General features: G+C 46.1%; 10 protein-coding genes. 2 read left to right on the forward strand and 8 right to left on the reverse strand.

Features of this window, described 5'->3' with window-relative positions; translation table 11 throughout:
• Positions 1 to 92: 92 nt before the first annotated feature.
• The 4 genes from AC23P2_RS09805 to AC23P2_RS09820 all read right to left on the reverse strand — a co-directional run bounded on the left by AC23P2_RS09805 (position 93) and on the right by AC23P2_RS09820 (position 6,343).
• Positions 93 to 674: a helix-turn-helix transcriptional regulator gene (locus AC23P2_RS09805; RefSeq protein WP_487773022.1), complete on the reverse strand. Its 582-nt coding sequence runs from the start codon at positions 672 to 674 to the stop codon at positions 93 to 95.
• Between the two features lie 261 nt (positions 675 to 935).
• The gene (locus tag AC23P2_RS09810; RefSeq protein ID WP_487773023.1) at positions 936 to 1,901 is read right to left on the reverse strand and encodes a glycosyl hydrolase family 18 protein; all 966 of its coding nucleotides are present in this window, start codon (positions 1,899 to 1,901) and stop codon (positions 936 to 938) included.
• 90 nt (positions 1,902 to 1,991) lie between these two features.
• Positions 1,992 to 4,556 carry a GH116 family glycosyl-hydrolase gene (locus tag AC23P2_RS09815; RefSeq protein WP_487773024.1) on the reverse strand — a complete coding sequence of 855 codons (2,565 nt, stop codon included), beginning with the start codon at positions 4,554 to 4,556 and terminating at the stop codon, positions 1,992 to 1,994.
• 23 nt (positions 4,557 to 4,579) lie between these two features.
• Positions 4,580 to 6,343, reverse strand: coding sequence for an SGNH/GDSL hydrolase family protein (locus tag AC23P2_RS09820; RefSeq protein WP_487773025.1), 1,764 nt, complete (start codon positions 6,341 to 6,343; stop codon positions 4,580 to 4,582).
• Positions 6,344 to 6,474: 131 nt separating this feature from the next.
• On the opposite strand from AC23P2_RS09820, the gene AC23P2_RS09825 reads away from it, so the two are divergent.
• Positions 6,475 to 7,713 carry an MFS transporter gene (locus tag AC23P2_RS09825; RefSeq protein WP_487773026.1) on the forward strand — a complete coding sequence of 413 codons (1,239 nt, stop codon included), beginning with the start codon at positions 6,475 to 6,477 and terminating at the stop codon, positions 7,711 to 7,713.
• A gap of 181 nt (positions 7,714 to 7,894) precedes the next feature.
• Positions 7,895 to 9,067 carry a cytochrome-c peroxidase gene (locus AC23P2_RS09830; protein WP_487773027.1) on the forward strand — a complete coding sequence of 391 codons (1,173 nt, stop codon included), beginning with the start codon at positions 7,895 to 7,897 and terminating at the stop codon, positions 9,065 to 9,067.
• 114 nt (positions 9,068 to 9,181) lie between these two features.
• On the opposite strand, the gene AC23P2_RS09835 is transcribed toward AC23P2_RS09830, so the two are convergent.
• The 4 genes from AC23P2_RS09835 to AC23P2_RS09850 all read right to left on the reverse strand — a co-directional run bounded on the left by AC23P2_RS09835 (position 9,182) and on the right by AC23P2_RS09850 (position 14,788).
• Entirely contained in the window at positions 9,182 to 10,546 is a 1,365-nt protein-coding gene (locus AC23P2_RS09835; protein WP_487773028.1) for an alpha-L-fucosidase, read from the reverse strand.
• A gap of 171 nt (positions 10,547 to 10,717) precedes the next feature.
• Complete coding sequence (locus AC23P2_RS09840) at positions 10,718 to 11,776, reverse strand: isoaspartyl peptidase/L-asparaginase family protein (RefSeq protein ID WP_472490830.1); 1,059 nt, start codon at positions 11,774 to 11,776, stop codon at positions 10,718 to 10,720.
• Positions 11,777 to 11,856: 80 nt separating this feature from the next.
• The gene (locus AC23P2_RS09845; RefSeq protein ID WP_472490829.1) at positions 11,857 to 13,293 is read right to left on the reverse strand and encodes an alpha-L-fucosidase; all 1,437 of its coding nucleotides are present in this window, start codon (positions 13,291 to 13,293) and stop codon (positions 11,857 to 11,859) included.
• Positions 13,294 to 13,372: 79 nt separating this feature from the next.
• On the reverse strand, positions 13,373 to 14,788 hold the full coding sequence (locus AC23P2_RS09850; protein WP_472490828.1) for a glycoside hydrolase family 125 protein: 1,416 nt from the start codon (positions 14,786 to 14,788) through the stop codon (positions 13,373 to 13,375).
• Positions 14,789 to 15,009 lie beyond the last annotated feature (221 nt).

Raw genomic sequence — 15,009 nt, forward strand, 5'->3', positions numbered from 1 at the left:
GTAAGGTGTTTGGAACGTGAATTAATCGAAAACTGGTGCTGCAAAAATAAAAAACTAATAATGATGTGTGTATGAGAAACGCCTAAAAGCGATTAATGCATGTGTTGGAGCTGGTACTTTTTGGGTGTCACTCCAAAGTGCTTTTGGAACATTTTGTTAAATTTAATCGCCGAATTACTACCATAGCCTACCATTTTGGCCACTTCATTGCACTTGAGCCCCTTACGGAGTAGTTTACTTGCATACTCCATTCGTTTTTCGAGGTAAAGTTGATAAAATCCTTTCCCGTAGATTTTCTTAAAAAGGCTGCGAAATTGGCTCGTAGCTATTTCTAATTGTGAGGCAATTTCGGTTTCGGCAGGGACGTTTTGGGTATATTTTCGTTGAATATAATAGTCGTAAGCCCACTCTATTTTTTCACGTGTACTTAGGTGAGAAGATGGGACGGCTGATACTGATTCTTCCTTTGGTACATAGCCATCGGATGGAAGTACTGCGACGTTTGCCTTGAGGGAAGAAGAAAGTACTGGTTGATAGACTAACTCAAACGAAATTTGTTTGGACAACAAGAATGAAAGAAGGGTTTGGGTGTCTTGCTGTTCAATTTGTAAACATACTGTTAAGTCCTGATTTTTAGGAAGGTCAGGGGGCGATGTGAAAGGATGTGAATTCATGGTTTTCAAAGTTTGGTGAAAAATAGGGTATTAAATGTATAATAGGTAGATGGATGACGTGGATTAGTATCTTTCGTCACATGGTATAAGAACTTTTTTTTACTATTTGTAAACAATCTAATTTTGACATACCAAAAGAAATATGCCTGTTATCCCGTCGTCTAATTAAATTTGAGGATATAAAAACAAAAAGCCCCCAACAGAAAAACTCCGTTGGGGACTGAATAAGAAGGGAATAATATAATTTGAGGACAGACAAACTTATTTTTTTGCCCCTCGTTTAATGGCCTGAAGCAGCGAAAACTCATCGTTGGTGTCGCACGAAATTTCCCAAATCATGACACCACCGCATCCTCGGTCTTTGGCCAGCTTGGTTTTGAGTTCAATCGTGTGAATACCATTATAAAAAGCCCCTTTCCAATAGTCGTCGTAAGGACTAGCTCCGTCTTTGAGCAACCCTTTGTAGTCGGGGCCATAGTTGCCCATTCCTTTTTTAGAATAAAATGGCAGTCCTAAAATAGCTTTTTTCGCGGCAACTCCGCGTTCTTTTGTCCAATAATCTAGGCTTTTAACGGCCAAAGAATACGGAGAATGGGCGCGGATGTAGTTGGGGCCGTAGTCGTCGTCGTAAGCCATCACGTTGACCCAATCCATTTTATCAAGGGCTTCTTTTTTCATTCCATAGCCTTTTTTACCGTATGAAATCACGGCGGCAGTTAGTTTTTTCCCCTGAGCATGAAGCGAATCACCGAGTTCGCTCATGAGGGCTACGTAGTGGTCGGCCGAGGGCGAGTCTTCGTCGGGGTATTCCCAGTCCAAATCCACGCCATCTACTTTGTACGTACGAACAAACTTCATGACGTGTTGGACAAAAGTATGACGACCTTCGGCACGTTCGGCCATTTTGTGGAAGCGGGTATCATCTCCGCCGCCATCACCAATACCCCAACCACCGATGGAGATAAACACTTGGATGTTGTGTTTGTGCAAATACCGTACTAAGCTGTGAAGTGCCTCGGGATTTCGGAGTGGTTCGAGGGAATCGCCCGTTTTGGCAGGAATTGCAAAGGAAAAATTGACGTGGGTCAGAACATCCACGGGAATTTGTTCAGCAGGGATATTGGGTACGTAATAGCCAATAACTTTAAAATCGTTTGATTTTTTTTGAGCAAAAACGCCCAAACTTAGCGCTACCAAAGCGCTCGAAATAAAGGGTTTGATGTTCATAGAAAGGGGAATTATGAGAGGATAGTTGAAGATGAAATGGGTTTATACGCTCAAATTTAGCCTTTTTGGTCGGAATTGGCTATTTCTTTCTTATTTCAATAGCATCGTCAAGGTTTGTCCTTCTTTAAGCTGATGGTTTGCTTCAAAAGCTTTGGTTAGTTTACCTATTGAAAACTTTTCTAACGCAACGTCTCCGTTTAAACTGGAGAGTTTGATGCTAAAGCCATTTCCCATTTTTTTGCACTGAACGGTTCCGTAGGCATACCCATTTGACCAAAAGAAGGTCCCTTCTTGAGAATGAAAAGCCATTGTTTTTTTTACTCCCGAATACTGAAACCCTGAAAGAGCTAATACGGCGCCCCAGCTTGTCATGGCTCGTGCGTAATGGTGACCACATTCGGCTTCATCAAAAGGGCTACGCTTAGCTCCGTCGTAGCGGTCTCGTATATTTTTGATGCAGAGTAAACCCGACTCGGTCTGACCTTCGTAGAGCATTCCGATAGCAGCCGTATATTCAAACCCTGTCATGACTTCTGAAAAATATGGAAATGGGATTTGCGGACGATCACCACGCGGATAACTCGCCATCAACAAGGCCGCCTCGTCGCCCAAAGCGTACGAACGCATATTGTTAAAATGATTCAACATACTGGAGCGGTAATTGTATTTGAGGATGCTTTGAAGCGTTTTTTGAGCATTTTCGGGCTTTATCAGATACCCAAGCCCATACACGTGAGCCATGTATTGCCCAATGAGCTGGTCAACCAAACAGCCTTTCCCTAATTGATAGGGTGGGTCTTGGGTGTAAGCGCGGCCGCTGGCTACAGTTGCCATCAAGATTTGGTCTTTATGAGCTGCTGTCTGAACGATTTGTTCGTAATATTCTCCATTGAATAGACGTTCATCGGCAAACTTTTTTCCTCGTTCAAAAAGCTGACGACATTCTGCGGCAAAAATTGGTTCGTTCATTGCATTAGCCATTTCTTCCATCGCACGTAAGGCTCCCAAGTACCAAATCTGCATTTGAGGATTAGGGCCATAGTACTCTACGTCCATCGTATTGTGTTGACACCCTTCCATGACGCCATCTTTGTCGCCGTCCCAACCTCCTTTAAGCCACGCAAATTGTAAGCTGCGTTTAACTGCGGGATAGAATTGTCGGAGAAATGACGTGTCGCCAGATAGCTGCCAATCGCGGTAGAAGCGCATGATGGTGCCCATTTGTCCATCGGCGGCGGCGGCTTTGTAGCGTTGGGCGTTGGTGGCTAGGGGTAACCCCACCCGAAAACTCATAAAACCAGTTTCATCGAGCGCGGGTCCAAACTCCGTTTTGCGCATAGTTTGGGCCAATTGGCCAAATAAAAAACCCGTTGCCTGTTCGTAATTCCATACGTGCGTGCAGGAGCCCTGACACGAGCCGTAGTTGTCCATGCAGCCTTCCCAGCCCATCATGGTGCCGTCTTTGATTCGGAAAACAGTTTGTGAACGTAGCGTGCTGAGGTTGAAGAGAGCGGCTTCTTTCACTACCTCAGGTAGTTTGCTTTGCATAAATGCCCTGACAAACTCAACGGTTTTTTGCTCTAGTTGTGGTAATCGTTCGGTGGCTTTTTGGGCTACGTCCCAAGCGTCGGTATATTGGGTAGCATAGTAGTTCCCTACATTCTCAGACGACCAAGCAAAGCGATTGGGGAAATGCCAAGTAATGTAAAATGTATAAACACGGCTTTGATTAGCAGGGATTTGCATCTTTACTGCTAATGATGCCTGAGGGTCATTGTCCACCAGTTTTTCCTTATCAGTGAGTTCGCCATCGGCACTAAAATCATCCCAAAAATCCAGCAGGGCGTTTTCCCAGTCGTTGCTTCTGGACGAGCGTCGGTACGTGACTCCTGTTTGAGCGGGAGTTACCAGTGCCATTGTGCCCCATTGTTCTGCTGTTTTCTTGACGCTGTCAGAGTACATGAAAATTCCTTGCACTTGACCTGATGTACGGAAGCTATTTTGGTTGTTTTTGGCGCCAATCGGAATCAAATCACCTTTCCAATCCATCCGAGTTTGTGAGCCATCATTACCAATAAAATTACGCATCAAACCGCATACCGATACCGTAATGGGCTGATTCGTGGTGTTTTTTACTTCGTATTTTAGTACGGCTAACGGCATTCCGCTGGCATCGGCATCGGTAGGAATCAAAGGGTTAAATGCTTTGAGCCGAACGCTGACGGGGAGGCTAGGGTCAGATAAATTGACTTGACCAAAAGGGTATGTAGCATCAAACGAAGCGTTACGAAAACGCGGAATACCGTGGTTATCCACTGGGCGTCCCTCTTTGTCCTGATAATCGACGGGGTCGAGTGGCCCCATTAGCCCTTTGGTATGCGTTTTACCGTTGGTTTCTCTAATAAAAATAGAAAAAAAAGGTACTCCATTTCCCATCTGTCCCCCACTAAATCCTTTGGCGGGTCGATTCATAATTTCCCAATCTAGGAGTTCGCCTTTGCCCGAAAGAGACACCGTTCCTGTGCCAATGCCTCCGAGGGGAAGAGCGATTCGGTACAGGTGATTTTGGTCATAATGCTTCAAAATAGGTACATCTTGTGCGCATACTTGTGGAATAAAACTCCCCAAGAGAGCAATCAGAAAATAAGATTTCATTAGTGAAATGGGGGTATAAAATGTTACTTCTTCAACAACTCCTGCTCTAAGCGTTTGCCAGCTTCTTCATAGCCTGCTGCGTTGGGATGAAGCCCGTCCGAAAAGAAGCTTTCATTGATTTTCCCATCTTTTTGTAAAAACCCTTTACCAATGTCCGAAAAGCCTACTTTTTCGGCTTTGGTCATGGCTTGGATGGCTTTGTTGAGCGAGGCTACGCGAGCCTCTTGTTCGCGACGAGGGTAAATGCCCAACAGCGTAATTTTGGCTTGGGGCTGACGAGCTTGAATGGCTTGTACTAAAAAACGGAGTCCTTGCACAATCTCATCGTCGGTATTAAGCTGGAGGTTGTTAGTGCCAATGTTAATGATGATTTTTTCGGGCGTAATTCCGTCAAATTCATCGTGATAGACGCGCCATAGTACGTTCTCGACGCGGTCCCAACCAAAACCAAAGTTGCGCACTTGGTAGGGTTCTACGTATTTCTGCCACGAATCGGCTCCTTTAATGCGGTTGTTGAGCGGTTTTCCACCCCAATTATGGGTAATCGAATTGCCAATCAAAACCACTTTAGGGGCGTCAGTTTGATTCAAACGAAGCATATCATAATGGCGGTCTTCCCACACGTAGCTGCCTGGTTCGCGGTTTTGGCGGGTGGGAATTTGCGTTTTGATTGTCCCAGCAGGCTCCTGCATGATTTCGCGCAGCTTTTTCTCATACGCCTCGGCGTAGCGCATCATCCCGATGTCGTTGGGGTGCGTCCCGTCCACCATTCCTTCGTGGTCGATGTTGATGTCGGAAATGGGCAACGAATACACGCCCGTAATTTTTTCGTTGGCTAATTGTGCCAAAGCTTCGCGTAGGTCTTTGTTGGCGTCCTCAAACAAGGGCTGGCGATGAGGCATCAAATAACCTTCGGTATAACCGTCGTGGTCGGTAAGCAAAATCGGGGTATTGGGGTGTTTGGCGCGAAGGGCTTTTACCGATTCTATGATTCTTTTTTGAAGTTCTTTATGATCTACGATGGGGACAATCAAGTTGGGCAAGCAATCCAAGATAAAGACTTTGGCATCAAGCTCATTGATAAGGTCGATGACTTCTTTCTCCAAACGGCCATTGCCCGAAAACCCGAGATTTATGACCGTTCGGTCAAGCTTTCGAGACAGGATATTTGTCCATGCCATGCCTGGGCGGGTAGCGCAAGCGCCTTGGGCAATGGACGTTCCGTAAACCACAATCGGTTTTTCGAGGCGTTGGGGTAATACTTTGAATAAACTACCTTCTGGGATGCCAATCTCCAGATTGCGAACGCTGTTGTACAAAGGCAAAAACAGCCGATACTCGCGGCCGAGCTTGTGGTAGTTGTCGTTGGGGCGAAGCTGTGCAAAAACGTACTGAACCGTGTCTTTGAAACTGTATTTGCCATTGGCCCACTGCCAATTTCCGTCGCTGTCGATGCCGTACAAATCGACTCCACTTACACCCGTGGAGGGCATGTGGGGCATATTGACAGCACCTGTCACTTTGTAGCGAACGACGATTTGGTCAGCATTACTTATAAAACGAATCGAAAGCCCTGCGCTGTTACGCGAGAGGTTCCAAACAGCTTTGCGGACGTTGGCTTCGGCGCGCGGTGGAAAACGTTGGATGGTGTCGCGCATTTCGCTAGACCACGCTTGGCCGTCGATAACGGGAAAATTACTGTCGGAAGGTTTCCACCAAACCAACTTCGTTTGGGCAGAGGCAAGAAAGGCGTTTAAACTGAATAGAAATGTGATGAACAGACGCATGAATGGATGAGGTAAGGGTTTAATTTCGGTAGCAATTTAAAGTAAAATACGCACTCAATAGTATTTACTAGGGGATGACGCGTATATTTTTAACGAACATCTTTTAACCTTCAACCTTTCTATTACAACCAATGACGAAGTCTTCCCGTTACCCTTGGATTTTGGTCGGCCTGCTGTGGGTCGTTGCATTACTCAATTACATGGATCGCCAAATGTTGGCAACCATGCGGCCTTCCATGCAAATCGACATTGCCGAACTTCAACAAGCCACTAATTTTGGTCGATTGATGGCCGTGTTTCTATGGGTATATGCTTTTATGAGCCCCGTAGCAGGGATGATTGGGGACCGATTGAATCGTAAGTGGTTGATTGTCGGAAGTCTGTTTGTTTGGTCGGGAGTGACATTTGCGATGGGTTACGCTACTTCTTTTTCGCAATTGTACGTTTTACGGGCCTTGATGGGGATTAGCGAAGCGCTTTACATGCCGACAGGCTTGGCCATGATTGCAGATTTTCACTCGTCACGTACCCGTTCAATGGCGATTGGGGTTCACCTTTCGGGAAACTATATGGGGCAAGCATTGGGTGGATTTGGTGCTACCATCGCCGACAAGTTTTCGTGGAATACGGCTTTCCAGTCGTTTGGGATGATAGGGATGGCGTATGCAGTGGTGTTGATTGTTTTTTTACGAGAAAAAAATAAAAGTGAACTAATCGAAGAAACGGCAAGTCTCAAAAACCAGGAAAAAGTCCCGCTGCTCAAAGGTCTTGGTGTATTGCTTGGAAACCCTGCTTTCTGGCTGATTTTGCTTCTCTTCTCGGTGCCAAGTTTACCAGGATGGGCGGTGAAAAACTGGCTGCCTACACTCTTTGCCGATAAGTTAAACATTGAAATGGGGCAGGCTGGCCCACTTTCCACGATAACTACTTCCCTATCGTCGTTGATTGGTGTCATCATTGGGGGATATTTATCCGACCGTTGGGTGCAAAAGCATCTGCGGGGACGCATTTATACAAGTATCATTGGTTTGGTGTTGACCATCCCTGCGTTGTTACTTATTGCGTATGGCACAACCATTACTCATGCGATTGCGGCAGGTATGTGTTTTGGTCTAGGCTTTGGAATGTTTGATGGAAACAATATGCCAATTTTATGTCAATTCGTTTCGCCAAAATACCGTGCTACGGGCTATGGTTTTATGAATATGATGGGAATCATGGCGGGCGCGCTTATCACCGAGTGGTTGGGAAAATCGACTGATTCGGGGGGCTTGGCAGGAGATTTTGCACTGTTAGCGGGAGTCGTTTTGGCGGTAGTAGTAGTGCAGCTTCTGTTCTTGCGCCCCAAAGTGCGTGATTTTGTTGACTAAAAATAGGTAAGCGTGAGTTATCGCCAACAAAGCGCCTTTCCAAACGACTTGGGAAGGCGCTTTTTTTATCTGTAAAAATGAGTCTTTCATATTTTTTGCAAAAAAAATAAAAACGGCCGCAAGTTTTTAGCAGAAGATACATCTAAAGAAGCAGTGTTTACCTCAAACTAGACTTCTATCTATGAAAACAAATGCGCTCGGAACCCTAGTCACTGCTGCCGTTTTTGGATTAACGGTTGCTTGCCAACAAGAAAATGTATCTACCGAAGCCGTTTCTGCGGGTATGGGGGGGCAGAATGCCAGAGTAGATGCGATCCCTACTTTACCCGCAACGCCGTTTAATTACGCCGCTCAAGTGCTGCCTGCCTACCTCACAACGCCCCAAGTGGCAGGTCAAAACAATACGCCACCCAATAATCAGATTACCGACCACGGCGCTACACTCGGGCGAGTGCTTTTTTATGACAAAAGTTTGAGTTTAAATAATACGACCGCCTGTGCTTCGTGTCACCAACAAGCCAATGCTTTTTCAGACCCTGCGCGCTTTAGCCGAGGGTTTGCAGGAGGGCTTACTACCCGCAACTCCATGTCGCTCATCAATGCGCGCTATTACCCAAATGGGCGCTTTTTTTGGGATGAGCGTTCGGTCTCGGCCGAAGCCCAAGCTTCACAGCCAATTGTTCACCCCGTGGAAATGGGTATGACAATGCCAAGTGCCGTAGCAAAGCTCCGAACCTTGAATTATTATCCAGGTCTATTCCAAAATGCGTACGGCACACCGACCATCGACTCGGCTCGCGTTGTTAGGGCGTTGGCACAGTTTATCCGTTCGATGGTGTCGTACCGAACCAAATACGATATAGGCAGGGCAGCTTTAGCGGTAAATCAAAACCCTGCTAATGTTAATTTTGCTAACTTTTCGGCGGAAGAAAACCAAGGGAAACAATTGTTTTTTGGGCCAGGTAACTGTGGTGCATGTCACGGGACAGAGACGTTTACGGCGGCAGGAGCCCGTAACAATGGGCTAGATGTTGTTTCGACCGACAATGGCGTTGGGGCAATTACCAAAAATGCCGTACAAAATGGCCTCTTCAAAGTACCTTCATTGCGTGACATTGAGAAGTCGGCACCGTATATGCACGACGGGCGATTTGCGACGTTGGAGCAGGTAGTTGAACACTACAACAGCCAAGTGAAACCTCATGCTAATTTATCGCCGCAGTTGCGCGGGCCAAATGGGCAGCCACGCCGTTTGAACCTGACGCAAGCCCAGAAAAACGCGCTTGTTGCTTTTATGAAAACACTTACGGATACAGGTATTGCCTCCGATCCCAAATTCAGTAATCCATTCTAAGTGCTAAAGTGCAAGTTAATCGTTATTTGTTATCCGTTCAAACCCAGTAAAAAGCAAACGGCCTTCTACGCTTTATAAAGATAGAAGGCCGTTTGCTTTTTATTGGGTTGGTAATTAAGGCGTTATTTCAAACGTCCAAGCGTATTGACAAGGAATGTTACTTGGATTGACTGAAGGGGCGAGAATGCGTAAAACGTTGTTTTTGTAGCTAAATTTTACCTCTCCTTTGAAACCAAGCAGGCTTACTTTGGTTGGTTTGGGAACGTTAGAAATTACAATTTCATTTTGCCACGAACGAGCAATCGCGTACAATGTGCTGCCTTTTTGGGTAAAATAAACCTGCGAATCTTTGTTGTATGGCGGGGCTTTTTCCCATTTGCGTGTTCCGTAAATGGCGTCTCCGTTGACGCGTAACCAATGGCCTATTTCGTGCAGCCGTTCTTGCATAATCACAGGAATGCGACCGTCGGCGGTAGGGCCGATGTTGAGCAATAAATTGCCACCACGGGCTACAATATCAATGAGTTGATGGACGAGTTGCTCGCCCGTTTGATAACTGTCGAGATTTTCGTTGCGGTTGTACCCAAACGATTCCCCCATACCTCGGCATTCTTCCCAAGGGCGCACAAAGCCCGTTACCTCTTTGTTGTCGGCTCCGCCGTGCCCGTATTCGGAAGTGTAAAAACTCCCGTGTTGGCTCTTGGTGTCATTGCCCCAGCGGTCGTTGACAACGATGCTGTTTTTAACGGGAGATTCGTTGTAGAGCCACGCCAAAAATTCCTCGCTACGCCACGTCTTGGCAGGATGATCCCACTCGCCGTCGGTCCATAAGATATCGGGTTGGTATCGCGACACAAGGTCTTTCATTTGGGGAATCATGCGCTCGTTGACGTACTGATTGACGTTCGACTTATAGACAGGATTGAACCACTCGTACAGTGAATAATAATATCCCATCCGAAGATTACGGGCTTTGACCGACTTGGCCAAATCGCCCGCCAAATCACGGTGAGGCCCCACATCGACGGCGTTCCAGTTCCACGACTGTGGGCTAGGCCACATTGTAAAACCTTCGTGGTGTTTGGAGGTAAGCACTACGTATCTAGCACCTGCTTGCTCAAACATCTTCGCCCAGTCGTCGGGACTAAATAGTTCCGCTTTAAAGTCTTGGGCAAAATCTTGGTACGTTCGAGTGCCGTAGTTTTTTTTGTGAAACTCCACAAACTCAGGATGAATTTTGAGGTTAGGCGCAAAAAGCCGTTGCCAGTACCATTCTGAGTAACCGCTTCCAAAACCATCAGCATTGGATTTTGTCGCCCACGCAGGAACAGAAAAGACGCCCCAGTGAATAAATATCCCAAATTTGGCATCTTCAAACCAAGCAGGCGTAGGGCGTTGGTCGAGGCTTTGCCAGTTGGGTTGGTATTGGGCGAATGTAAATTGAGTAAGAAAAAGAGAGAAAATGAATATTTTTTTCATCGAAGAAACAGAAAAACTCTGTGCTTTTTCTGTGAGATTCTATCTGTGGGTTTCTGTGTGGAAAGCTATCCCTCACAAATGCGCACAGAGGTAGGGCAGAAAGAGGCACACAGATGGAGTTAAAAATAAGCCGCCATTCATGCAACACGAGCGACGGCTTTTGGGGTTTGATTAAGCTTTTGGAAAATGGCTCTTGGCCATAAATACCTTGCCCCCATCGTCGGCGAGGGTAACGGCGTAGCTGAATCCGTGATGGAGAGAGTAAGCGCCGTATTCGCCTTGTTTATTGATTGCAATAAAACCTACCTGAAAATCTTTGGCTTTGGTGGGGTTAATTTTGACGATGCGTTCTACCGCAATTTTACAGGCGTCTTCGGGGCTTTTGCCCTGGCGCATCATTTCAACAATCAAAAAAGCCCCCGCCACGCGGAGCACTTCTTCACCTTGACCAGAACCTGTAGCAGCGCCTACTTCATTGTCCACGTACAGCCCCGCACCGATAATGGGCGAATCCCCCACGCGACCCCGCATTTTGAAACCCATACCGCTGGTCGTACAAGCTCCCGACAGGTTGCCCGTGGCGTCCATCGCAATCGTCCCCATAGTGTCGTGGTTAAAGCTACCATCGTCGAAGAAATTAGGCGCAAAAGGCCCGTGTCCAGCTTTGGTTTTTTGTCCTTTGCCCTGTTGCTGTTCGATGTTGATAACAGGCTTATATTCCGATTTTTTAAGCCACTGTTTGTAGGTCTTTTCGGCGTCGGCCGACAGTTTTCCTGATTCTTTCTGAAAACCACTTTCAAGGGCAAACTGAAGCGCTCCGTCGCCTACAAGCTGAACGTGGGGAGTCGTTTCCATCACTTTGCGAGCTACCGAAATCGGGTGTTTTATTTGCTCCAATGCCATTACTGACCCGCAGTTAAACTTGTCGTCCATGATGCTGGCGTCGAGTGTAACTTTGCCTTCGCGGTCGGGGTTGCCGCCCAAGCCAACGCAGCAATTGATGGTATCTTCAATCGAACGAGCACCTGCTTCAACTGCATCAAGGGCGCGGCTGTTGGGTTGTTTTAAGACTTTCCAGGCGACTGCATTCACAGGTAAACCGCTGTCCCAAGTCGAAACGACGATGGGTTTGGTAACGACTGAAGGCGATGATTTAGCAAATAATTTTCCCATTGATAAAAGGGGCATACTTAATGCTGACCAACGGAGAAAGTTTCTTCTTGTACTCATGGTTTTTAGGTTGATTGGGGTTTAAACCTTTAAACCTTACAGGTTTTTGAAACCCATAAGGTTTGGATTTGCTTGTTTACTTACTTCGTAATCTTTAGTACCCAAGCATAGTTATTAGGTACTTTTTGGGCTAATTTTTGGGGAATTTGAACCGTAATTTTTCCCTCTTTTTGCACCCATTTCAAATTATCAGGAAGCCCTAAAAGGTTGATTTTAGAGGTTTTGGTCAAGTTTATTTTTTCAAGGTCAAACGACAGCGGAAAGCTTTCTTTTTCGTCGGCGCAGTAAATGGCGTATGTTACATTATCTCCTTTGTGCGTAAACACAAACTTACCTTGTTTGCCAACTACATTGTCGCCGCGTGTTTCGTAAATCGCTTCTCCGTTTATCTTTATCCATTTGCCAATTTCTTCCAAACGCTGGTACGCTTCGGCGTCAAAATCACCTTCTGGGCTAGGAGCGATATTGAGTAGCAAATTGCCATTTTTTGAAACAATATCCGCCAAAATGTGAATTAACTTTCGCGCTGATTTGTAATTTTCCTTTGGTACATAGCTCCAAGAGTCGCCCATGGTCATGCAGGTTTCCCACGGAATAGGCATATAGCTGTCAGGGATTTGGTGCTCAGGCGTTACGTAGTTTTCAAACTCACCTGATACGGTTCTATCCACGACCAGAAGGCCAGGCTGTAATTCACGGCCACGCTTAGCGATTTTGGCCATGTCGATATCTTGGTCAAAAGGTATGGTTTTTTGCCACGAAATGGTCGTGTCAATGGTGCTAAACGGACGAACCCAACCGCCATCGAGCCAAAGAATGTCAACCTTTCCGTAGTCACTCATCAACTCCTCAATCTGGTTGTAGGTAAACTTCTTAAAGCTTTCCCATTTCTGAGGATACTTTTTAGGGTGATACGATGGGTTACGGTCTTTAGGCGGGAAATACGACCACCAATAATCATCGGTATGCCAGTCGGGTTTTGAGAAGTAAGCACCTACCATAAAGCCCTCATTGCGAAAGGCACCAAAGATTTCTTTTGCTACGTTACTGCGAGGATTGGAAGAAAACGGCGATTTGGTGATTTTATAATCCGTGTATTTAGAGTCAAACATACAGAATCCATCGTGGTGTTTGGTGGTAAAAACCACGTACTTCATCCCCGCATTTTTGGCGGCAGTCGCCCATTTTTCAGGAGCAAATTGGGTAGGATTGAACGTGTACTGGAGTCGTTCGTATGCTTTTTTGTACTCGTACCAATTGTCTTTGTACGGCCCCCGGCGCTCGCACCATCCTTCATCTTCGGGACATAAGCTCCAGCTCTCAACGATGCCCCATTGGCTGTATGTACCCCAGTGCATGAGTAAGCCAAACTTTACGTTTTGCCACTGACCTAGTTTCTCTCTGACTTTCGGGTCAGACGGAACCACGTATTTGCTGTGGTTTTGTTCTGAGTGTTGTTGGGCCAAAGTAGCGAGGCTCAACAAAGAAATTCCGACGGATAAAAGTGTTTTTTTCATACGGCATAAAAACCCCAAGCCCCCAGAGGAGGCTTGAGAGATGGGTAGTTTATAAGTTAGGCAGTAAGTACATAAATGACTAGCTAAGTAAATGTGGACGCTCGCGCTCAATCTTGAGTAGCAACTCACCAAAAAGGGTATTGGCCCACGCAAACCATTTACGGGTAAACTTCGAGGCGTCGTCTTTATCAAATGACTCGTGCATGAAGCCCGTTCCTGCGTGGGTCGATTTTAAGAACCGAAGCTGGGCAGCTATTTCTTGGTCGTTGGTAGAGGTCATGGCCCGCATGATAATACTCATCGGCCAAATCTGATTCACCAGCGTGTGTGGGCTACCGATACCTTCGGCCGCTTTTCCACGGAAGAAATAAGGGTTGGAATCACTCAATATAAACCGCCGCGTATTTTGGTAAATCTTATCATTGGCGTTTACAGCGCCCAAGTAAGGCAAACCGAGCAAGTTGGGAACGTTGGCATCGTCTTGGAAAAGGCAGTTGCCAAACCCATCCACTTCCATCGCGTACATTGGCCCGAAGGTTGGGTGGTTGATAATAGCGTATTTTTTGATGGCCTGTTCGACTTCATTGGCAAACGCACGGCATTCTTGGGCAAACGCAGCATTTTTATAAACAGTCTCAGCAATTTCACCCATTTGGCGGAAAGAAACGACAGCAAACAGATTTGAGGGAATCAAAAACGGGTACAGCGTAGCGTCATCTGATGGTCTGAAAATGCTGTGAATGAGTCCGTTGGGTTTGGTGTTGTTGCCGTAACCATTGCCTGGGACGGTATCCGTTGACCAAGAAGTCGTACGTCCAAAACTGTAGCGGCCTCGCCCTTTCAAACGCTGTTGTTCGCGGCAAGTCGCAATGATAAGCTGAGCGGCTTTGAGCCATTTGTCGTCAAAAACACTCGTGTCTTGGGCGGTTTTCCAATAGTGATACGCCAACCGAACCGTATAACAAAGCGAATCTAACTCCCACTTACGTTCGTGCAACTCGGGCTTCATATCGGTATGGTCTTTCAACCATTCGCTATGCCCAGGGCCGTCGTTAAACGCATTCGCATAAGGATCAATCAAAATGCACTCTGTTTGGCGATTGACTACCCCCGCAATGAGTTTTTTCAATGACTCATCTTGCTTGATTAACGGCAAATAAGGCCATACCTGAGCGGTGCTGTCGCGCAGCCACATGGCATGAATATCGCCCGTAATGACAAACGTGTCGGGGCGGCCGTCTTTTATTTTATGATGAACGGTGGTGTCGAGCGTGTTAGGAAAGCAGTTTTCAAAGAGCCATGCCAATTCGGGGTCTTTGATGACGTTTTTCATGCGACTAATGGTCGCCTCAATCGTCGAACTGTTGAACTTACGCTGGGCAGCTGGTACACGAACCGTCGGGAAGGAGTTCGCAAAAACAGCGGGAGCCATTAAAACTCCCGCGCCTGCCATTGAAGTGGTTTTAATAAAATGTCTGCGATTCAATGATTTCATGTGTGATAGGAACAGATCAATGGCATAAAAATAGTGCGAAACGCCGAAAAACGTGTGTAAAAATCGGAAAAATAAATGAAGTATAAAAAAATATTTTAAAATATAAGCTATTTTAATGTAAAAAAATCATTAAATTATTCTTTCCTTACTTTCACAAAGATATGTTTGTTTGGGGAGAAATAATACAATAAAAGCTGCCCCCAAATCATTCTATCACCTAG

The sequence above is a fragment of the Runella sp. R0.1_18 genome (assembly GCF_057652155.1).